The sequence below is a fragment of the Rhizobium subbaraonis genome, from assembly GCF_900220975.1.
Classification (GTDB): Bacteria; Pseudomonadota; Alphaproteobacteria; order Rhizobiales; family Rhizobiaceae; genus Mycoplana; species Mycoplana subbaraonis.
In genome coordinates, this window is the sequence record NZ_OBQD01000008.1 from 33559 (window position 1) to 53298 (window position 19740).

18 protein-coding genes are annotated in these 19740 nt (G+C 64.5%); 11 read left to right on the plus strand and 7 right to left on the minus strand.

What is annotated here, in order from left to right; translation table 11 throughout:
• The first annotated feature begins 36 nt into the window (after positions 1-36).
• Positions 37-834 carry a helix-turn-helix domain-containing protein gene (locus tag CRO48_RS13350; RefSeq protein ID WP_097140052.1) on the plus strand — a complete coding sequence of 266 codons (798 nt, stop codon included), beginning with the start codon at positions 37-39 and terminating at the stop codon, positions 832-834.
• A gap of 93 nt (positions 835-927) precedes the next feature.
• A complete protein-coding gene (gene xseA / locus CRO48_RS13355) occupies positions 928-2541 on the plus strand; it encodes an exodeoxyribonuclease VII large subunit (protein ID WP_097140054.1) in 1614 nt (537 codons plus the stop codon).
• A 23-nt stretch (positions 2542-2564) separates the two neighbouring features.
• Here the strand turns inward: xseA and CRO48_RS13360 are convergent, their stop codons facing one another.
• Positions 2565-3047, minus strand: coding sequence for a MarR family winged helix-turn-helix transcriptional regulator (locus CRO48_RS13360; protein WP_097140057.1), 483 nt, complete (start codon positions 3045-3047; stop codon positions 2565-2567).
• Between the two features lie 79 nt (positions 3048-3126).
• Here CRO48_RS13360 and CRO48_RS13365 point away from each other — a divergent pair, with 79 nt between their 5' ends.
• Both CRO48_RS13365 and CRO48_RS13370 read left to right on the plus strand, forming a co-directional pair.
• Entirely contained in the window at positions 3127-4041 is a 915-nt protein-coding gene (locus CRO48_RS13365; RefSeq protein WP_097140059.1) for an EamA family transporter, read from the plus strand.
• A complete protein-coding gene (locus CRO48_RS13370; RefSeq protein WP_097140061.1) occupies positions 4026-4493 on the plus strand; it encodes a group III truncated hemoglobin in 468 nt (155 codons plus the stop codon). The genes CRO48_RS13365 and CRO48_RS13370 overlap by 16 nt, the downstream gene beginning before the upstream one ends.
• A gap of 34 nt (positions 4494-4527) precedes the next feature.
• On the opposite strand, the gene CRO48_RS13375 is transcribed toward CRO48_RS13370, so the two are convergent.
• From CRO48_RS13375 to CRO48_RS13385, 3 genes are all read right to left on the minus strand, one after another.
• Complete coding sequence (locus CRO48_RS13375; protein WP_097140063.1) at positions 4528-5436, minus strand: EamA family transporter; 909 nt, start codon at positions 5434-5436, stop codon at positions 4528-4530.
• A gap of 166 nt (positions 5437-5602) precedes the next feature.
• The gene (locus CRO48_RS13380) at positions 5603-6268 is read right to left on the minus strand and encodes an OmpA family protein (protein WP_097140491.1); all 666 of its coding nucleotides are present in this window, start codon (positions 6266-6268) and stop codon (positions 5603-5605) included.
• A 131-nt stretch (positions 6269-6399) separates the two neighbouring features.
• Positions 6400-7425 (minus strand): histone deacetylase family protein, encoded by a 1026-nt coding sequence (locus tag CRO48_RS13385; protein WP_097140065.1) that lies wholly within the window; start codon positions 7423-7425, stop codon positions 6400-6402.
• A 589-nt stretch (positions 7426-8014) separates the two neighbouring features.
• Between CRO48_RS13385 and CRO48_RS13390 the strand changes: the two genes are divergently transcribed.
• Genes CRO48_RS13390 through CRO48_RS13405 form a run of 4 tightly spaced genes read left to right on the plus strand, consistent with a single transcriptional unit; the run spans position 8015 to position 13326 of the window.
• Entirely contained in the window at positions 8015-9613 is a 1599-nt protein-coding gene (locus tag CRO48_RS13390; RefSeq protein ID WP_097140066.1) for a peptide ABC transporter substrate-binding protein, read from the plus strand.
• A gap of 60 nt (positions 9614-9673) precedes the next feature.
• Positions 9674-10597: an oligopeptide ABC transporter permease OppB gene (gene oppB / locus CRO48_RS13395; protein WP_097140068.1), complete on the plus strand. Its 924-nt coding sequence runs from the start codon at positions 9674-9676 to the stop codon at positions 10595-10597.
• Entirely contained in the window at positions 10590-11723 is a 1134-nt protein-coding gene (locus CRO48_RS13400) for an ABC transporter permease (RefSeq protein WP_097140070.1), read from the plus strand. The genes oppB and CRO48_RS13400 overlap by 8 nt, the downstream gene beginning before the upstream one ends.
• Before the next feature lies 1 nt (position 11724).
• A complete protein-coding gene (locus CRO48_RS13405) occupies positions 11725-13326 on the plus strand; it encodes an ABC transporter ATP-binding protein (RefSeq protein ID WP_097140073.1) in 1602 nt (533 codons plus the stop codon).
• Positions 13327-13371: 45 nt separating this feature from the next.
• On the opposite strand, the gene CRO48_RS13410 is transcribed toward CRO48_RS13405, so the two are convergent.
• Positions 13372-13611: a hypothetical protein gene (locus CRO48_RS13410; protein ID WP_097140075.1), complete on the minus strand. Its 240-nt coding sequence runs from the start codon at positions 13609-13611 to the stop codon at positions 13372-13374.
• A gap of 226 nt (positions 13612-13837) precedes the next feature.
• Here CRO48_RS13410 and CRO48_RS13415 point away from each other — a divergent pair, with 226 nt between their 5' ends.
• From CRO48_RS13415 to CRO48_RS13425, 3 genes are all read left to right on the plus strand, one after another.
• The gene (locus tag CRO48_RS13415; RefSeq protein WP_097140077.1) at positions 13838-14536 is read left to right on the plus strand and encodes an HAD-IA family hydrolase; all 699 of its coding nucleotides are present in this window, start codon (positions 13838-13840) and stop codon (positions 14534-14536) included.
• Between the two features lie 55 nt (positions 14537-14591).
• Positions 14592-15368 (plus strand): aminoglycoside phosphotransferase family protein, encoded by a 777-nt coding sequence (locus CRO48_RS13420; RefSeq protein ID WP_097140079.1) that lies wholly within the window; start codon positions 14592-14594, stop codon positions 15366-15368.
• A gap of 133 nt (positions 15369-15501) precedes the next feature.
• Complete coding sequence (locus CRO48_RS13425) at positions 15502-16077, plus strand: AAA family ATPase (protein WP_097140081.1); 576 nt, start codon at positions 15502-15504, stop codon at positions 16075-16077.
• Between the two features lie 76 nt (positions 16078-16153).
• On the opposite strand, the gene dnaJ is transcribed toward CRO48_RS13425, so the two are convergent.
• Both dnaJ and dnaK read right to left on the minus strand, forming a co-directional pair.
• On the minus strand, positions 16154-17287 hold the full coding sequence (dnaJ, locus tag CRO48_RS13430; protein WP_097140083.1) for a molecular chaperone DnaJ: 1134 nt from the start codon (positions 17285-17287) through the stop codon (positions 16154-16156).
• A gap of 238 nt (positions 17288-17525) precedes the next feature.
• Positions 17526-19445 (minus strand): molecular chaperone DnaK, encoded by a 1920-nt coding sequence (dnaK, locus tag CRO48_RS13435; RefSeq protein WP_097140084.1) that lies wholly within the window; start codon positions 19443-19445, stop codon positions 17526-17528.
• Positions 19446-19740: the final 295 nt, after the last annotated feature.

A 19740-nucleotide genomic window follows, 5' to 3' on the forward strand; every position in this document is an offset into this window, starting at 1 on the left:
TCCGTCGTCTCCTGCTTGCGACGCAGGGAGGTGTCGATGGAGTTCGGTGAACGGTTAAAGGAATGGCGCACCCACAGGCGCCTGAGCCAGATGCAGCTTGCCGCCGAAGCCGGCATCTCGACGCGCCATCTTTCCTTCCTCGAGACGGGCCGGTCTCGGCCGTCTGAGGGGATGATCCTGCGCCTGTCGGATGTACTGGCAATCCCCGCGCGCGACCAGGGCATTCTCTTTTCGACGGCCGGTTTTCGGCCCCGACTGGAAACCCGGCCGGCAACGGCCCTGGATGCGATGCCAAGTGCGGTCAAGGAGGCGATCAGCCTGATTCTTGCGCGCCACGATCCCTATCCCGGCGTCGTTTTCGACCACGATTACAACGTGCTTGCCGCGAACGGCGCGCTTGAGGGGCTGGCTGCAATGGCAGGCCTCGCATTACGGCCCGGCGACAATTTCCTCGATGCCTATCTCGGCCCGTCGCCCCTGCGTTCCATCATCCTCAACTGGGAACAGACGGCCGCCGACCTTTTCCATCGCATCCGGGCCGACGCCTGGCTGCAGGGGCCGCGCAGCGCGCTTGCGCGGCGGATCGAGCGGCTGGCGGCGGATGGGGACGTGCGCGCAGCACTGGAAGCCTTCCCGCAAAGCGAGCGGCTGCCCGTTCTTCCGGTCGAGATCGGCATGGGAAAGACACGGCTCTCCTTCATCACCACGCTGACATCGTTCGGCTCGGCACAGGACGCCCTGGTGCAAGGCGTCCTGATCGAATCCTTCTTTCCGGCGGACGAACAGACGCGCAGGCACTTCGAAAGCGGGCCTTCGAACAGGAGCATAGCCTAGCGGTGGCGACGCTGCGCCGTCATCGGCATGTCTTTCCGGGGACGGCGTCCCCGGCCTACTGGTCAGCCGCGCCACCGCCGGTCAAAATAGGGCATGAGCATGTTTCCGGATAATGATTCGCCCACCAACCTCGCGGAATATTCCGTTTCGGAGCTTTCCGGCTCGATCAAGCGTACGGTCGAGCAGGCCTTCGACCAGATTAGGGTGCGCGGCGAGATTTCCGGCTATCGCGGGCCGCATTCGTCCGGTCATGCCTATTTCAGCCTGAAGGACGACCGGGCCCGCATCGACGCGGTTATCTGGAAAGGCAGCTTCTCGCGCCTCCGCTTCCGCCCCGAGGAGGGCATGGAGGTCATTGCCACCGGCAAGGTCACCACTTTCCCGGGATCGTCGAAGTACCAGATCGTGATCGAGACGCTGGAGCCGGCCGGGGCCGGCGCGCTGATGGCTCTCCTGGAGGAGCGGCGGCGCAAGCTGGCGGCGGAGGGGCTGTTCGACGCGGGCCGCAAGCGGCCGCTTCCGTTCCTGCCGCCTGTGATCGGCGTCGTCACCTCGCCGACCGGCGCGGTCATTCGCGATATCCTGCACCGGATCGCGGATCGCTTTCCGGTCCACGTCCTGGTCTGGCCGGTGAAGGTGCAGGGCGAAGGCTCGGGCGAGGAGGTGGCAGCTGCCATTCGCGGCTTCAACGCGCTTGTGCCGGGCGGGGCGATCCCGCGGCCCGATGTCCTGATCGTGGCGCGTGGCGGCGGCAGCCTTGAGGATCTCTGGAGCTTCAACGACGAGATCGTCGTCCGGGCCGCCGCGGCCTCCGAAATACCGCTGATATCGGCCGTCGGCCACGAGACCGACTGGACGCTGATCGATCATGCCGCCGACCGGCGCGCGCCGACGCCGACGGGGGCGGCGGAAATGGCCGTACCGGTAAAGGCCGACCTCGAGGCGGCCGTCGCGGCCCTTGCCGCCCGGCTGCGCGGGGCGGCGGTGCGCCAGATGGATGGCCGCCGCCAGGGCCTGCGGGCGCTTGCCCGCACTCTTCCTTCGCTGGACCAGCTTCTGGCGCTGCCACGCCGCCGCTTCGATGAGGCTTCCGCCGGTCTCGGGCGCGGCTTGCACATGAACACGCTGAACAAGAGGCGCACCTTCGAGCGGGTTTCGGCGCATCTGCGCCCGGAGCTTCTTTCCGGCCGGCTCGTCGAGCGACGCCAGCGCGTCGTCGAAGCATTGCGGCGCGCCGAACGCGTCGTCGAAAGACGGCTCGACCAGGGGCGGGCGCGGATAACGGCGCTCGATGCGGCGCTGCGCACGACGCCTTCGCGCATCCTCGCACGGACAGAGCGTTCGCGCGACCGGCTGAAGGGGCTGGCTCTGCGCGCCGATACGGCGCTGGCCGGGGACCTCTCGCGGCGCAAGGCGCTGCTGGGCGCGCAGGACAGGATCTTGCAGTCCCTTTCCTATCGCAACGTTCTCAGCCGCGGCTATGCGCTGGTGCGGGACGAGGCCGGACATGCGGTCAAGCAGGCCGCCGCCGTCTCCGCAGGGGCTGTTCTCTCCATCGAATTCGCCGATGGCAAGGTCGATGCCGTCGCAGGGGCAACGGCGTCGGAGGTTGCGTCCCCGGCACCGCCCCCGCAGCCGCCAAAACGCAAGCCTGCCAAGTCCGAAGATTCAGGTTCGGCGCCGCCAAAGCAGGGATCGCTCTTCTAGAGCGTAATGGCGGAGGCATGCCTTCATTCGAAGGCTGCCAGAAGCGCGCGCAAGGCCGCGTCCAGTTCCTCTCGTTGCCGGGCGTCAAGGCCATCGACCAGCCGATGCTGGTTGGCGACATGGGCTTCCACGGCGCGGTCCACGCGCTCGCGTCCTTCCGGTGTCAGGGCGATCAGCACGCTGCGGCCGTCGTCAGGATTTTTGATCCGCTCCACCAGCCCTTCCTTCTCCAGCTGATCGATCCGGTTGGTCATCGTGCCCGATGTGACCATGGTCGTCGCCAGAAGGTCTCCCGGCGAGAGCCGGAACGGCGCGCCCGATCGGCGCAGGGTTGCCAGCACGTCGAAGCCCGCAACGGACAGGCCATGCTCGGCGAGCACCTGCTCGATCTCGCGGCCGAGATGCTGGCGTACGCGGTTCAGCCTGCCGAGCAGGGCCATCGGCCCGACGTCGAGGTCCGGCCGCTCCCGGTTCCACTGTGCGATGATGCGGTCGACATGATCCATGCGCCGACTATCGCGGAATTTCTCTTGACGTCAAGATAAACCGATATATCTTGACGTCAAGATAAATGGATTCGAACCGATGAACCACCTACGCGACATTTTGCTGACCGCGATTGCGCCCGCCATATGGGGCAGCACCTACATCGTCACGACGGAGCTGCTGCCGGCAGGCTATCCGCTCACCGTATCGCTGCTCAGGGCCCTGCCGGCGGGGCTGCTGCTGCTGCTCATCGTCCGGGAGCTGCCGAAGGGCGTATGGTTGGCGCGCGCCTTCATTCTCGGCGCGCTCAACTTCTCCTTCTTCTGGGCCATGCTGTTCGTGTCGGCCTATCGCCTGCCGGGCGGGGTGGCGGCGACGGTCGGCGCAATCCAGCCGCTGATCGTGATCGCCCTGTCGCGGATGGTGCTAGGCTCGCCCATACGGCCGCTGTCCCTCCTCGCCGGTCTCACGGGCATCGCCGGCGTGGCGCTGCTTGTGCTGACGCCGGCCGCAGACCTCGACCCGGTGGGTGTCGCCGCGGGCCTTGCCGGCGCCGTCTCCATGGCGGCTGGCACGGTGCTCTCCCGCTATTGGCAGCCGCCGGTCTCTCCATTGACCTTCACGGCGTGGCAGCTTGCGGCGGGCGGCCTGCTGCTGGTGCCGGCCGCGTTGATGCTCGAACCGGCACTGCCGCCGCCGACCTATCTCAACATTCTCGGCTTCGCCTATCTCGGCCTCGTCGGCGCGGCCTTGACCTACATTCTCTGGTTCCGCGGCCTTTCCCGGCTCGGACCGCCGGCCGTCGCCTCCCTTGGCTTCCTCAGCCCGATGACGGCCGTGCTGCTCGGCTGGGGGCTGCTGGGCCAGAGCCTCACCCCGTTGCAGGTCGCCGGCATCGCCGTGGTCCTCGTCAGCGTATGGGGCAGCCAGCGCGCCCAGGCAGGGCTGCGACCAACCGCGTCATTGCCGAACGGTCCGCAAACGCCTAAATCCGCCCTATGGACGAAGACGTAGAAACCCCGCGGTCCCATTTCGAAGAGCTGCGCGCCCGGGCCCGGCGCGACATGGCCGCCATCGGCATCACCGCCCCTTTCATTCCTCTGCTGGTGGATACGTTCTACGGCCGCGTGCGCGCCCACCCGCAGCTCGGCCCGGTGTTCGAGGCGCGCCTGGCCGGACGCTGGCCTGAGCATATGGAGAAGATGAAGCGGTTCTGGTCCGCCGTTGCCTTCAAGGACGGCGGTTATGGCGGCAAGCCTGTCATGGCGCATCAGGGGATCGCAAATCTCGACGCGCCGCTCTTCCAGGTCTGGCTCGGCCTGTTCTCGGCGACCCTGGACGACATCGCACCGACGCCCGAGGCAAAAGCCTGGTTCATGGCGACAGCGGGTCGGATCGCCCGCAGCCTGGTGCTGTCGCTCTTCTACAACCCCGCAGACGACGATCCGGCCCTGCGGTCCGCCTGACCCTTATCGCAACACCACGACGCATTTTCGGGCGTCAGGCACCAGCGGTCTCCCTCCTGGCGTTCGAGGTGACGCCAACGCTTGCGGCGACCACCAGTCCGGTGCCCAGCATCTGCAGCGGCGTCATCGGCTGGCCGAGGATCGTGAAGCCGGCCAGCGCGCCGATCGCCGGCTCGAGGCTCATCAGGATGCCGAAAGCAGCAGTCGGCATGCGCCGGAGTGCGATCATTTCCAGTGCATAGGGCAGCAGCGGTACGAGAACGGCAAGCCCCAGCATCGTCAGCAGCATTTCCGCCGAGAACATCCGCGGCAGTTCCTGCATTCCTGCCGGGAGGCAAACCATCGCAGAGACAAGAAGCGAGATCGCAAGCCCCTCCAGCCCGGGAAAGAGCTTACCCGACTTCTTCATGAGGAGAATGTAGCCGCCCCAGCCGGCGCCGGCGCCAGCCGCGAGCAGAAGCCCGAGCGGATCGGCCGACCAGCTCTCGCCGTTGTGACACAGTAGGCCAACGCCGACGAATGCTGCCAGCGGCCATATCAGCCGCCATCCGCCGAGACCGAAGGTGGCGACGGCGAGCGGCCCGAGAAACTCGACCGCGACCGTCAAGCCGAGCGGGATGCGGGCAATCGCGGCATAGAAGCAGACGGTCATCACCGCCATGGTCACGCCAAGCGCAACCGCGCTTTTCCATTGCTCCCGGCTATAGGAGTGGATTTGCGGGCGCAGGAGGGCCAGCAGGATCAGCGATGCGAACAGCAGGCGGACGAAGCTCGTCGCGAAGGGGCCGTGCTGCGCGATCACGCCGGCGGAAAGCGCAGCGCCCACCTGCACGCTCGACATGGAAAACAGGCACAGCGTCACGCCCGACAAGAGCGCCGTCCGCTCCCCGGGTGATCCGGGCGCGGCACTGTCGAACGCATTGTGGACTTGCTGGTCGGCCATGGCGGTCCCTCCGGCCTACCGTGGTAGCGGATGGATCACGTTCCGACAAATTGATTGCGGTGAGGCTTTGCTTCAGCAGAATTGATGCTTGCCGGCAGTTCCGGAAACGACGACGCGCACCATGAGGTGCGCGTCGAAGACGTGTGGAACCAGATGCGAGCGGTCGTCAGCCCTGACGAAGCGGGGAGATCGAAATCTCGACGCGGCGGTTCTGGGCGCGGCCGGCCTCTGTTGCATTGGAGGCGATCGGCCGGTCCTGGCCGTAGCCTATCGCTGACATGCGGCGCTGGTCGACACCGCGCGAGCCGAGATAATTGGCGACCGAATAGGCGCGGCGTTCCGAGAGCGCCTGGTTGTGCGCGGCCGAGCCGGTGGAATCGGTGTGTCCGTCGACGTCGATCAGCGACCTGTTGAACTTGCGAAGCACGATCGCTACGGAATCGAGCGTCGGATAGAAGGCCGGCACGATCTGGTCCTGGTCCGTCGCAAAGGTGATGTTCGACGGCATGTTCAGGATGATCCGGTCGCCGGCGCGGGTGACGGACACGCCCGTTCCCTGCAGCTGCGCACGCAGCTCTGCTTCCTGGTTGTCCATGTAGTTGCCGATCGCGCCGCCGGCCAGCGCGCCGACGCCGGCGCCGATCAGGGCCGCATTGCGTCGCTGCACGGGGTTGTTGCCGACAAGCAGGCCGGTCGCAGCACCGAGGCCGGCGCCAATCAGCGCGCCGCCTGCGGTGTTCGACACCTTCTGTTCACCCGTATACGGATCGGTGGTGGTGCATGCGGAAAGATAGATGGCGGAGAGGGAGATGATTGCGATCTTTTTGTACATGAAAGAGCCTGATTCCGAGCGTTCTTCGTGATTCTGCTTCAAACTATCGATTGCGGCAGCAACATGAAAGCCCACGGGCTTTCCCCAGCGGATTGCATCGTGGGAAGCTGTCCCGCTGAAAAAGTCGGCGTTTAGCCGGAAATGCCCTTCAGCACGTTGGCGACGTTGAGTCCAATTTCCGGAACGCCATAGCCGCCCTCCATCACCACCAGAACCGGCACCCCGCTGGCGGCGATCGTCCGCCCCATGCTGATATAGTCCGGCGAGGTCAGCTTGAAGAAGGAGATCGGGTCTTTCTCGAACGTGTCGACGCCGAGGGAGACGACGATCGCTTCGGTGCCGAAGTCTGCGATCTGCTTCAGCGACGCCTCCAGTGCCGCGCCCCAGACGGAATAGGGCGTGCCGCGGCCCATGGGAAAGTTGCGCGTGGTACCGGCGCCGTCACCCTTGCCGGTTTCTTCCTCGTAGCCGAGAAAATGCGGGAACGCCTCGGCCGGGTCGCCATGTAGCGAGGCGAAGAAGACGTCGCCGCGCTCGTAGAAGATGTCCTGCGTACCGTTGCCGTGGTGGAAATCGACGTCCAGCACCGCGACCTTGGTCGCGCCCTTGTCGAGCAGGCGCTGGGCGGCGACGGCGGCGTTGTTGATGAAGCAATAGCCGCCGAACATGTCGATGCCGGCGTGATGGCCCGGTGGGCGGCAAAGCGAGAACGCAGCCTTGTGGCCGTCCGCAATCAGGTCGGCACCGTCGATCGCCGACGACATAGAGGAAAGGGCCGCTTCCCACGTGCCGGGCGAAATCGCCGTCTCGGCGGCGTTGCAGTAATAGCCGAGCTGGCCGTCGATGTCGGTGGGAATACGCGGGGACGTGCGGCGGACGGGGAACGACGTCGCGATCGCCTCGCCCCGGTGTCCGGCCGCCTGCCAGCGGTCCCAGGCGGTTTCAAGGAAGGCGAGATAGCCGGCATCGTGCACTTTGAGCGCGGTTTCCAGCCCATGCCGCACCGGCGCCACGACATCGGTGTAACCCGCCTCCTTGACCGCCGCCAGGATCCATTCGGCCCGGAACGGCGCCTCGAAGGGGGGCACCAGTTCGCCGCCGTAGAGCTCGGTCTTGGCGTTTCTAAGCTTGTGGTCTTCTGAAAATACGACGCGCATCCAATGGCTCCCCAATTCGTTGCGGCGACGTTAGCCGCGAAGCCTTGACCGGGCAAGGCATGACCGTCGACCTCCCCGTTTGCCGGCTCACTTCGCAGCGAGGTCGTCTTGTGACATGAGAAATGCCTGCATCTGGAGGCGTCGAGGGGAAAACCTCCCCGCTATCCACATCTCCTCCGGATGCCGGAATCTCTTCGTGAGTACACCCACAGGTTGAGTTTACGGGCCCTTGTCCTGACCGGAAAATGCCACGCCCTGATGCGAGCCCTATGGTCGACAATTGCGACGGCGCAGCAAAGGGAAATGGGCGCTGCAATCTCGTTTGCACATATTACGTAAAGGGAAGCGCTGCTTGCGAAAGATTGCGCAAGGCGCCGCGAGGGACAGCTTTGGGGCATGATCGAAGGAGTCTTGCGCGCGATCCGGCGCATTTCGAGACAGGGCAGTGCCCGCTGCAATCTTGACGTTTACCGCGGTATTCCCCGGTCGAGGCCTTGAGGGCGGGCCGCTGCAAAATTCCTTGCGTTCCCGCTTTTTCTGGCATTCACTCCGGCCATTCAGCCAGAACAATACGGGGAAGGAAAGAAAAATGGCATATCGTCGCTTCAACCTGCGCGCAGCTCTGTTGCTCGGTGCAGTGCTTGTCGCAAGCAGCCCGGCGCTGGCCGAGGCAGTGCTCCATCGCGGCAACGCCGGTGAGCCGCAGACGCTCGACCAGGCCCACACCTCGATAAACATCGAGGAATTCATCCTCAAGGATCTCTATGAAGGCCTGACCATCTACGACGCCACCGGCAAGATCGTTCCCGGCGCCGCCGAGACCTGGGATCTCTCCGACGACGGCCTGACCTACACGTTCAAGCTGCGCGGCGATGCCAAGTGGTCCGACGGATCGCCGGTGACGGCAGAGGATTTCGCCTTCTCGTTCCGTCGTGTCGAGGACCCGAAGACGGCTGCCGGCTACGCCAACATTCTCTATCCGATCAAGAACGCGGAGAAGGTGAACAAGGGCGAGGCCCAGCCGGCGGACCTCGGCGTGAAGGCGATCGACGAGAAGACGCTTGAAATCACGCTCGAGCGCCCGACCCCCTTCTTCCTCGAGCTGCTGGCCCACCAGACGGCGCTGCCGGTGTCGAAGGCCAGCGTCGAGAAGAACGGCGCCGATTTCGTCAAGCCCGGTATCATGGTCTCGAACGGCGCCTTCAAGCTCGTCAGCCACGTGCCGAACGACAACCTCGTCGTCGAGAAGAATTCGAACTACTGGGACGCCGCCAACGTCAAGCTCGACAAGGTGATCTTCTATCCGATCGACGACCAGGCGGCCTCCGTTCGCCGCTTCGAAGCGAAGGAGATGGATCTCGTCTACAACTTCTCCGCCGACCAGATCGATCGTCTGCGGGGCGCCTATGGCGACCAGGTCCACGTTTCCCCGACGCTTGCGACCTACTACTACGCCTTCGACACCCGCCAGGAGCCTTATAGCGACGTGCGCGTACGCCAGGCGCTGTCCATGGCCGTGGACCGCGACTTCCTTGCCAAGGAGATCTACTCCGGCTCGCAGATCCCGGCCTACTCCATGGTCCCGCCCGGCATCGAGACCTACGGCGAACCGGCGAAGGCGGATTTTTCGGGGTTGTCGCAGCTTGACCGTGAGGACAAGGCGATCGCCCTGATGAAGGAGGCGGGCTACGGCGAGGGCGGCAAGCCGCTCGACATCGAGATCCGCTACCACACCAACCCGAACCATGAGCGCGTGGCCACCGCCATCGCCGACATGTGGAAGAACACCTTCGGCGCAAAAGTCTCGCTGGTGAACCTCGATGTGTCCTCGCACTACGCCTACCTGCAGGAAGGCGGCAAGTTCAACGTCGCCCGCGCCGGCTGGGTCGCCGACTATGCCGATGCGGAAAACTTCCTGGCGCTGAGCCTCGGCTCCAACAAGACCTTCAACTACGGCCATTTCCAGAACCCCGAGTTCGACGGCCTGATGAAGAAGTCCTATGAGGAAACCGATCCGGCAGCCCGCTCCAAGCTTCTCCACGAGGCAGAGACGCTGCTGATGAAGGAACAGCCGGTTGCGCCGCTCCTCACCCAGGCCGATCTCTGGCTCGTTTCCGGGCGCGTGCAGGGTTGGCATGACAATGCCGCCAACCAGCATCTGAGCCGGTTCCTCAACGTTTCCGAGTAACTTTTCGATACGAGGCGGCGCGTGGACCGGGTCCGTGCGCCGCTTCACAGGAGAACGGGCATGATAGCCTTCGTTTTGCGCCGCCTGGCGAGCGCCGTGCCGACCTTGTTCATCGTCGTCACGATTTCCTTTTTCCTGATGCGGTTTGCCCCCGGCGGTCCCTTCAATCTGGAACGACCGCTGCCACCGGCAACGATGGAAAACCTGGTCCGCACCTACCAGCTGGATCAGCCGCTGTGGCGACAGTACGCGACCTATGTCAGCAACGCCGTGACGGGCGATTTCGGCCCCAGCTACGTTTACAAGGACAACTCGGTCGCCGAACTGATCGGCAAGGGCCTGCCTTATTCGATGGAGCTCGGCTTCTACGCGCTGCTACTGGCCCTGATCGGCGGCGTCGCGATGGGCACGGTTGCCGCGCTGCGCCAGAACAGCGCGCTCGACTTCGGCATCATGTCGCTTGCGACCGTGGGCACCACCGTGCCGAACTTCGTCGTCGGCCCGGTGCTGACGCTGATCTTTGCAATCGTCCTTTCGTGGCTGCCGGCCGGGGGGTGGGGGGATGGATCATTGCGTTTCCTGATCCTTCCAATGATCGCTCTCGCGCTGCCGCAGTTGGCCGTTTTCGCCCGCCTCACGCGCGGCTCGATGATCGAGGCGCTGCATGCCGATCATATCCGCACGGTGAGGGCCTATGGCCTGCCATCGCGCGTCGTCGTCGTCACGCATGCCATGCGCGGCGCGATGCTGCCGGTCGTGTCATACCTCGCACCCTGCGCCGCAGCGCTGCTGACGGGGTCGGCCGTGGTCGAGACGATTTTCACGATCCCCGGCGTTGGCCGCTATTTCGTCCTCGGCGCGATCAACCGCGACTATACGCTGGTCATGGGCACGGTGATCCTGATCGCCATCTTCGTCATCGTCTTCAATCTATTGGTCGACATCCTCTACGGCCTTCTCGACCCGAGGGTCCGCCATGACTGACATTGCCGCAAACCCGCTGAACGAGCCGCCAAAGACGGTCAGCCGCAGTCTGTTCCAGCTCGCACTTATCCGTTTCCGCCGTAACAGGGCGGCGATGGCAGGCTGCGTGACGCTGTTGCTGATCGCGCTCTTCTCGTTCCTTGGCCCGCTCTTCGTTCCGCATACCTATGACCAGGTCTTTCCGTCCTACGTGACGATCCCGCCCAGCCTGCAGCCGCGTCCCGACGTGTCGACGCTGCAGGAGGTCATGGACGGGGTTGCCGCCCGCGCGCGCGTTAAGCTCGAGGCCTTCAGGGTGGAAGGGCAGGCGTTTACCGCCACCATCAGCTCAGACGAGCCGATCGATCCGCGCGCGACGCGCTACTTCGACAGGGCCAACGAGTTCCGCGATACCAAGGTCGAAGCGACCGAGAATGACGGCCGTGTGCTGAAACTGAGCGGACAGGTGAACCGCGAGTACTTTCCATTCGGCACCGATTCCAACGGGCGCGACCTTCTCGCGCGCGTCATGCTCGGCGGACAGATCTCGATTGCCGTGGGCCTGCTCGCAAGCCTCGTCTCGCTCGGCATCGGCGTGCTCTACGGCGCGACCTCGGGCTATATCGGCGGGCGGGTCGACAATGTCATGATGCGCTTCGTCGAGATCCTCTATTCGCTGCCCTTCGTCTTCCTCGTCGTCGTTCTCGTGGTCTTCTTCGGCCGCAGCTTCGTGCTGATCTTTCTGGTGATCGGCGCGGTGGAGTGGCTGGACATGGCGCGCATCGTGCGCGGCCAGACGCTGGCGCTCAAGCGGCGCGAGTTCGTCGGCGCCGCGCAGGCGCTGGGGCTCACCGACTGGCAGATCATTCGCCGGCACATCATCCCCAACACGATTGGCCCGGTCATCGTCTTCGTCACCGTCGTCGTGCCGAAGGTGATCCTGCTGGAGAGCTTCCTGTCCTTCCTCGGCCTTGGCGTCCAGGCGCCGCTGACGAGCTGGGGCGCGCTGATCTCCGAAGGGGCGAACAACATCCAGTCCGCGCCGTGGCTTTTGATTTTCCCGTCGATCTTCTTCGTCGCCACGCTGTTCTCGCTGAACTTCGTCGGTGACGGCCTGCGCGACGCGTTCGACCCGAAGGACCGCTGAGATGGCAGAGACGAACGAAACGATCCTCGCCATCCGCGAGTTGAAGGTGAATTTCACCACGCCCGACGGGACGGTCAATGCCGTCAAGGGCATCGACCTCGACGTCAGGGCAGGCGAGACGCTGGCCGTGGTCGGCGAGTCCGGCTCCGGCAAGAGCCAGACCATGATGGGCATCATGGGCCTGCTCGCCCGCAACGGCGCGGTCACGGGCTCCGCCATGTACCGCGGCAAGGAACTGATCGGCGTGCCGCCGGCCGAGCTGAACAAGGTCCGCGGCGCCAAGGTCACGATGATCTTCCAGGAGCCGATGACCTCGCTCGATCCGCTTTATCCAATTGGGCGCCAGATCGCAGAGCCGATCGTCCACCACCGCGGCGGCAGCTACAAGGAGGCGCGCAAGCGGGTACTGGAGCTTCTGGAGCTCGTGGGCATTCCCGAACCGGCCAGGCGCATCGACAGCTATCCGCACGAGCTCTCCGGCGGGCAGCGCCAGCGCGTCATGATCGCGATGGCGCTCGCCAACGACCCGGACATCCTGATCGCTGACGAACCGACAACCGCACTCGATGTCACCATCCAGGCGCAGATCCTCAAGCTTCTGCGCTCGCTACAGGAGCGCTTCGGCATGGCGATCGTGCTGATTACCCACGATCTCGGCATCGTGCGGCATTTTGCCGAGCGGGTCGCCGTGATGCGGCGCGGCGAGGTAGTGGAGCAGGGGGCGACCGCCGACATCTTCGATCGGCCGACGTCCGACTACACGAAGATGCTGCTTGCCGCCGAACCCCATGGCCGAAAGGCGCCGCCGTCCGATGCCGCACCGATCATACTGGAGGGACGCGACGTCGTCGTGGATTACCGGATCGGCGGCGGCCTGTTTTCGGGCGGCGCTTCGACGTTCCGCGCGGTGGACCGCGTGACGGTGAGGCTGCGGGAGGGGCAGACCATTGGCATCGTCGGCGAATCGGGATCGGGCAAATCGACGCTGGGCCGTGCATTGCTGCGGCTCGTCCATTCCGAGGGACGATACCGGTTTGGCTCGACCGACATTTCCGGCTTCGACCGTTCGCGCATGCGCCCGTTGCGCAAGGCGATGCAGCTCGTCTTCCAGGATCCGTATGGATCCCTTTCACCACGCCAGACGGTTGGCGAGATCATCACCGAGGGCCTGCTCGTGCACGAGCCGGAACTCGGCAAGGCCGAGCGCGATCGGCGTGCGATCGCGGCGTTGAGCGAGGTGGGCCTTGATCCCGACGCGCGCAACCGCTACCCGCACGAATTCTCGGGCGGCCAGCGTCAGCGCATCGCCATTGCCCGCGCCATGATCCTCAAGCCGAAGGTCGTCATTCTCGACGAGCCGACTTCGGCGCTCGACCGATCGGTCCAGGGGCAGGTGATCGAGCTTCTGCGCAGTCTGCAACGGAGCCACCAGCTCTCCTACGTGTTCATCAGTCACGATCTCTCGGTGGTGAAGGCGATGTCGGACTATGTCGTGGTGATGAAGGATGGCCGCATCGTCGAGGAGGGGGAGACCGACTCGATCTTCGAGGCGCCCGCCAACGCCTACACCAAATCCCTGATCGGTGCGGCCTTCAACATCTGAGGCCAGTGTCGGCTGACGCGCCCCTGACAGGGCGGGTCGGCTGGCTTACCGGTCGCTGTCGGGCTCGGGATAGGAATAGGGCTCGGGCTTCTGTTGTCCATCCCGCTGGAACATCTTGAAGCTGAAGGTGGTATTGGCTCCCATGGCCTGGCGCATGCTGGTCTTCCCGTGCACGACAACCGGCAGGTCGTAGGATGGGTCGTCGCGCCGGTCGCGAGATGCGGCAAACGCGGTGCCGACAAGCGCTGCGGAGACGGTGAGCAAAAGAACGGATCGAAAGAGCATCGCAACACCCCTTGGCCGCATCCCGGCCGACTGGCGCCCCTATGTCCTTTCAGGCGCCGACTTGCAGAGAAACATAATTGCCATTTCCGGACTTCGCCAGTATCCCGGGATTGAATGGACCGTCCACAAAACGGACGTTATTGATCGTGAACGCGACGGCGTTGCTTCTGTCGCCGGCGGGCGGTATCCCGTCCTGACCGCGCCGTCACGGCGCATGCAATCCTGAATGGTGGATGGACGAGACGTGGACACACAGACTTTCCCGACCTTTGGCCGAACCTTCGACGCCTTCCTGTTCGACATGGATGGCACCTTGATCAATTCGATCGCGGCCACCGAGCGCGTATGGGGCAAATGGGCGCGCAAGCACGGGCTCGACGTCGAGGCCTTCCTGCCGACGATGCACGGAAGGCGGGGCATCGATACGATCGCGGCGCTGAACCTTCCGGGTATCGATCCGCGCCTGGAGGCGCTGGAGGTCGAGCGCGGCGAGATCGAGGATGTCGAGGGTGTGGTGGCGATCGACGGCGCCATCGCTTTCCTGGGGGCCTTGCCGGCCGATCGCTGGGCGATCGTCACCTCGGCGCCGATCGCGCTGGCGCGCCGCCGGCTGGCGGCTGCCGGCATCGCACTTCCGCAGACGATCGTGACGGCGGAAGACGTCAAGACCGGCAAGCCCTCGCCCGAAGGCTATCTCCTCGCCGCTTCACGGCTCGGTGTCGATCCCGCGCGTTGCCTGGTGTTCGAGGACGTGGAGGCCGGCGTGAAGGCCGGGGAGCGCGCCGGCGCTGGCGTCGTCGTCGTTACTGCGACCCATGCGGAGGAACCGGTGACAGGCCACCCGTCGATCGCAAGCTATCGCCAGTTGCGCCTCAGCGTCGATGCGAGCGGCGTATTGACCTTGGCGCACGCGGCCACCTCCTGAGGTTCACGTCACGTCCGATCCCCTCCTCGATCCGTTCGTTAGGAAATGGAAGCTTGTGCCGGACGGCTTGGCCGTCACGACGCCAAGCAGTCATCTGCTCCCCGTGCAATGGTACGGTCGCCCGGCGATGCTGAAGGTGGCGACGGTGCCGGAGGAGGCTACCGGCGGCAGGCTGATGGCCTGGTGGAACGGCGAAGGGGCGGCGTCGGTCTATGCAGCGGAAGGGGACGCGATCCTGCTGGAGCGCGCCTGCGGCGCACGCTCGCTTGCCGCGCTCGCCCGCAGCAGTCAGGACGACCAGGCCACGCATATCCTCTGTGCTGCGGTCGAGCGCCTGCACCGGCCCCGGCCAAGGAGGTTGCCGGAGCTTGTCCCTTTGGAGAGATGGTTCGAGGCGCTCAAGCCCGGTGCCGCCAGATACGGCGGCATCCTGCACCGGTGCGCGGCCACTGCGCGGGAACTCCTGGCAGATCAGCGGGACATCGTGGTCCTGCACGGCGACGTTCATCACGACAACTTCCTCGATTTCGGTGAGCGTGGCTGGCTGGCGATCGATCCCAAGGGGCTGCTTGGCGAGCGCGCCTTCGATTATGCCAACATCTTCTGCAATCCCGACCTTGCCGATCCGCAAGTTCCGGTCGCGACGCTGCCGGAACGGTTCACAGCCCGTCTCGGGATCGTCTGCGCCGAGGCCGACCTCGACGCCCACCGGTTGCTGCAATGGATTGTCGCCTGGGCGGGGCTTTCGGCTGTCTGGTATCTGGACGATGCAATGCCGGCCGACCTCGATCTTGCCGTCGCAGCCCTTGCCGCAGCCGCGCTGGACCATTGATGCCCTTGACGATCACGGTCTGGCGGTGACAGAAAAGAGCCGCGGCGCATCACGCCCGCCTTTCCCGAACATTGAGGAATAATCGACCGCCTGTGCGGATGCGCGGCGGCGTTCGTTCATTCATGGAGGCATCATGCTTGAAGAAACCCTTCCGCTGGACCGTCTGGCGTATTGCTCAGACCGCTTCGTTCTCTTGTCCGGCTGCTCCGGCGGAGGAAAGTCGGTGCTGCTATCCGCCCTGCGAAACCGTGGTTTTGCCGCTTTCGAGGAGCCGGGCCGCCAGGTGGTGCGGGAGCATCTGTTGATCGACGGCCCGGCGCTCCCCTGGCGCGATCAGGCGCTCTTCGCCGAGCTCTGCGTGTCCCGCGCCATGCAGCAGATGACGGCCGCGACTGAAAGCTCCGGGCCTGTCTTCTTCGACCGCGGTATCGTCGATGCCGTCGCCTTCTTCGAGTATCTGGGCCGCGACGTGCCCGCCCACCTCGAAAGGGCTGCAAGAGTTCTGCGCTATCGCCGTACGGTTTTCGTAACCCCTCCCTGGCCGCAGATCTTCCTGGCCGACAGGGAGCGGCGCCATTCCTATGAGGAGGCCGTCGCCCAGTACGATGCTTCCATCGCGACGTTCCGCAGGCTGGACTATCAGCCACTGGAACTGCCGAAGACCTCCGTCGAGAGCCGCGCCGATTTTATCCTCGGCAGGATCGGGTAATCCTGGCCATCGGTGATGCCAAAGGAAAATGCCCGGCGGTGCCGGGCATTGGAAACGTGTCGGAAAATAGCGGTGGTCAGCCTTCGAAGAATTCCTTCATCCGGGCGAAGAAGCCCGTCGATTCCGGGTTGTTGTCCTTCGAGGAGATCTCCTCGAACTCCTTCAGCAGTTCACGCTGGCGCTTCGTCAGCTTCTGCGGCGTTTCGATCATGATCTGGATGTAGAGATCGCCCACCTGGCTGGAGCGGAGCACCGGCATCCCCTTGCCCTTCAGGCGGAACTGGCGACCGTTCTGCGTGCCTTCCGGCACCGTCACGCGTGACTTCGTACCGTCCAGCGTGGAGACGTCGAAGGTGCCGCCAAGGGCAGCCGTCGTCATCGAGATCGGCACGCTGCAGTGGAGATCGGCGCCGTCACGCTGGAAGATCTCGTGCGGCTTGACCGAGAGGAAGATGTAGAGATCGCCCGCCGGTACCCCGCGCATGCCCGCCTCGCCCTCACCGGCCAGCCGGATACGGGTACCGTCCTCGATCCCCTGCGGGATGTTGACGGAGAGCGAGCGCTCCTCGGTGACACGGCCGTGGCCGTGGCACTTGGTGCAGGGATCGGGAATGATCGTGCCGCGGCCCTGGCAGGTCGGACAGGTGCGCTCGATCGAGAAGAAGCCTTGCGCCGCGCGCACGCGGCCAGCACCCTGGCAGGTGCCGCAGGTCTGCGGCTTGGTGCCTGGCTTGGCGCCGGTCCCCGTGCAGACGTCGCAGGTGATCGAGGTCGGAACGCGGATCTGCGCCGTCTTGCCGGTGAAGGACTCCTCGAGGGAGATCTCCATGTTGTAGCGCAGGTCCGCCCCGCGCTCGCGGCCGCCGGAGGAGCGCCGCTGGCGACCACCGCCCATCATTTCGCCGAAGATATCTTCGAAGATGTCGGAGAAGCCGCCCGCGCCGAACCCGCCGCCGCCAAAGCCGCCGCCGCCCATGCCGCCCTGCTCGAAGGCCGCGTGGCCGTAGCGGTCGTAGGCGGCACGCTTCTGCGGATCCTTCAGGATCTCATAGGCCTCGTTGACTTCCTTGAACCGGACCTCAGCGGCGGTGTCTCCCGGATTCTTGTCCGGGTGATACTTCATCGCCATCTTGCGAAAGGCGCTCTTGAGCTCCTTTTCATCGGCGGTTCGGGACACGCCCAGCGTCTCGTAGAAGTCAGTTTTAGCCATATCACTGCCACGCCCGCTTCGTGTACGGGATCATTGTTCGTTGAAGGAGGAAATGCCAGCCGTCAGTCGATCTATCCGGCTTCACGGCCAAAAAGCAAGGTGGCGGGACGCTTCGAGCATATGGAACCATGATTTCGTCACCGCAGTGAACGCCAAGCATCATGGATTTGCCCTTCGTCTTTGGTCCGCCCTTCTTCGGAGGAAGGCCGGTCGCGGCAGGCGCGACCGGCGGGTTCATTTACGATGCAGACCGCTTGCGGTCGTCGTCGTCCTTCACTTCCTCGTAGTCCGCGTCGACGACATTGTCGCCGCCTTCGGCTGAGGAAGAAGAGCCGGCCTGTTCGGCCTGCTGGGCTTCGTAGATCGCCTGGCCAAGCTTCATGGAAACTTCCATGAGCGTATTGGTCTTTGCCTTGATGTCCTCTGCGTCGGGCTCGGAAGCCTCGACGGAGGTCTTCAGCGCGGCGATCGCGTCCTCGATGGCCTTGCGGTCATCGGCAGAGACCTTGTCGCCGTATTCCTTGAGCGACTTCTCGCTCGAATGTATCAGGCTTTCGGCCTGGTTCTTGGCTTCGACGGACTCGCGACGCTTCTTGTCGGTCTCGGCATTGGCCTCGGCGTCCTTGACCATCTTCTCGATGTCGGCGTCGGACAGGCCGCCCGAAGCCTGGATGCGGATCTGGTGCTCCTTGCCGGTGCCCTTGTCCTTGGCCGAGACCTGGACGATGCCGTTGGCGTCGATATCGAAGGTGACTTCGATCTGCGGCACGCCGCGCGGTGCCGGCGGAATGCCGACGAGGTCGAACTGGCCGAGCAGCTTGTTGTCGGCGGCCATCTCGCGCTCGCCCTGGCTGACGCGGATCGTCACGGCCGACTGGTTGTCCTCGGCGGTCGAGAAGGTCTGGCTCTTCTTCGTCGGGATCGTCGTGTTACGCTCGATCAGACGGGTGAAGACGCCACCCAGCGTCTCGATGCCCAGTGACAGCGGGGTCACGTCGAGAAGCAGAACGTCCTTGACGTCGCCCTGCAGAACGCCGGCCTGGATGGCGGCACCCATGGCGACCACTTCATCCGGGTTCACGCCCTTGTGTGGCTCCTTGCCGAACAGCTGCTTGACCACTTCCTGGACCTTGGGCATGCGGCTCATGCCGCCGACGAGAACGACTTCGTCAATTTCGGCAGCCGAAACGCCGGCATCCTTCAGCGCGGCCTTGCAGGGCGCGACGGTCTTCTGGATCAGGTCGTCGACGAGGGCCTCGAACTTGGCGCGCGTCAGCTTCATCGTCAGGTGCTTCGGGCCGGAAGCGTCGGCGGTGATGAACGGCAGGTTGATTTCGGTCTGCTGCGAGGACGACAGCTCGATCTTCGCCTTTTCGGCTGCTTCCTTCAGGCGCTGCAGGGCCAGCTTGTCGTTCTTCAGGTCGATGCCCTGGTCCTTCTTAAACTCGGCCGAGAGATACTCGACGAGACGCATGTCGAAGTCTTCGCCGCCGAGGAAGGTGTCGCCGTTGGTGGACTTCACCTCGAACACGCCGTCGCCGATCTCGAGGACGGAGATATCGAAGGTGCCGCCGCCAAGGTCGTAGACGGCGATCGTCTTGCCGTCCTTCTTGTCAAGGCCGTAAGCGAGGGCCGCAGCCGTCGGCTCGTTGATGATGCGCAGCACTTCGAGGCCGGCGATCTTGCCGGCGTCCTTGGTCGCCTGGCGCTGGGCGTCGTTGAAATAGGCGGGAACGGTGATGACGGCCTGCGTGACCTTCTCGCCGAGATAGGACTCGGCGGTTTCCTTCATCTTCTGAAGGATCATCGCGGAGATCTGCGAGGGGGAATAGGTCTCGCCGTGTGCCTCGACCCAGGCGTCGCCGTTCGGCGCCTTGACGATCTTGTAGGGCACCATGCCCTTGTCCTTCTGGGTGGTCGGATCATCGAAGGTCCGGCCGATCAGGCGCTTGATGGCGAAGAGCGTGTTTTCCGGGTTGGTCACCGCCTGGCGCTTGGCCGGCTGGCCGACAAGGCGTTCGCCGTCGTCCGAAAACGCGACCATCGACGGCGTGGTGCGCGCGCCTTCGGCGTTCTCAATGACTTTCGCGTCCTTGCCATCCATGACGGCGACGCAGGAATTGGTCGTTCCGAGGTCGATACCGATAACTTTTGCCATGTCATTCTCTCCTTGAAGCGAACTGCCGGAACCCAATTCTGGCATTCGTTCGGCAGTCCCTAGTGGGATGGTATTGCACGAATACGCGACGGAAGCCGCGGTTTCCGGCTATATAAGGATCAGTCTAGGTGACTGCAAGGCATCAATCTTCCCTGATGGCTGGCATTTCGAACCGACGCGGCCGCAGGAATCTCCGCCATCAAACGAATGTGGGAGGCCCGCCCTTCGCCGTCAAGAGCCGCATCGTGACGCGGCCCGACATGCAGCATATAGAGCCAAATCAGAACGCGGTTTC

Excerpts from the sequence above, each read along its gene's own strand:
- dnaK (WP_097140084.1), bottom strand. The coding sequence starts at position 19,445 with ATGGCAAAAGTTATCGGTATCGACCTCGGAACGACCAATTCCTGCGTC.
- CRO48_RS13370 (WP_097140061.1), top strand. The coding sequence starts at position 4,026 with ATGGACGAAGACGTAGAAACCCCGCGGTCCCATTTCGAAGAGCTGCGC.
- dnaJ (WP_097140083.1), bottom strand. The coding sequence starts at position 17,287 with ATGGCTAAAACTGACTTCTACGAGACGCTGGGCGTGTCCCGAACCGCC.
- CRO48_RS13365 (WP_097140059.1), top strand. The coding sequence starts at position 3,127 with ATGAACCACCTACGCGACATTTTGCTGACCGCGATTGCGCCCGCCATA.
- CRO48_RS13350 (WP_097140052.1), top strand. The coding sequence starts at position 37 with ATGGAGTTCGGTGAACGGTTAAAGGAATGGCGCACCCACAGGCGCCTG.
- CRO48_RS13390 (WP_097140066.1), top strand. The coding sequence starts at position 8,015 with ATGGCATATCGTCGCTTCAACCTGCGCGCAGCTCTGTTGCTCGGTGCA.
- CRO48_RS13425 (WP_097140081.1), top strand. The coding sequence starts at position 15,502 with ATGCTTGAAGAAACCCTTCCGCTGGACCGTCTGGCGTATTGCTCAGAC.
- xseA (WP_097140054.1), top strand. The coding sequence starts at position 928 with ATGAGCATGTTTCCGGATAATGATTCGCCCACCAACCTCGCGGAATAT.
- oppB (WP_097140068.1), top strand. The coding sequence starts at position 9,674 with ATGATAGCCTTCGTTTTGCGCCGCCTGGCGAGCGCCGTGCCGACCTTG.
- CRO48_RS13400 (WP_097140070.1), top strand. The coding sequence starts at position 10,590 with ATGACTGACATTGCCGCAAACCCGCTGAACGAGCCGCCAAAGACGGTC.
- CRO48_RS13380 (WP_097140491.1), bottom strand. The coding sequence starts at position 6,268 with ATGTACAAAAAGATCGCAATCATCTCCCTCTCCGCCATCTATCTTTCC.
- CRO48_RS13385 (WP_097140065.1), bottom strand. The coding sequence starts at position 7,425 with ATGCGCGTCGTATTTTCAGAAGACCACAAGCTTAGAAACGCCAAGACC.
- CRO48_RS13415 (WP_097140077.1), top strand. The coding sequence starts at position 13,838 with ATGGTGGATGGACGAGACGTGGACACACAGACTTTCCCGACCTTTGGC.
- CRO48_RS13360 (WP_097140057.1), bottom strand. The coding sequence starts at position 3,047 with ATGGATCATGTCGACCGCATCATCGCACAGTGGAACCGGGAGCGGCCG.
- CRO48_RS13375 (WP_097140063.1), bottom strand. The coding sequence starts at position 5,436 with ATGGCCGACCAGCAAGTCCACAATGCGTTCGACAGTGCCGCGCCCGGA.
- CRO48_RS13410 (WP_097140075.1), bottom strand. The coding sequence starts at position 13,611 with ATGCTCTTTCGATCCGTTCTTTTGCTCACCGTCTCCGCAGCGCTTGTC.
- CRO48_RS13405 (WP_097140073.1), top strand. The coding sequence starts at position 11,725 with ATGGCAGAGACGAACGAAACGATCCTCGCCATCCGCGAGTTGAAGGTG.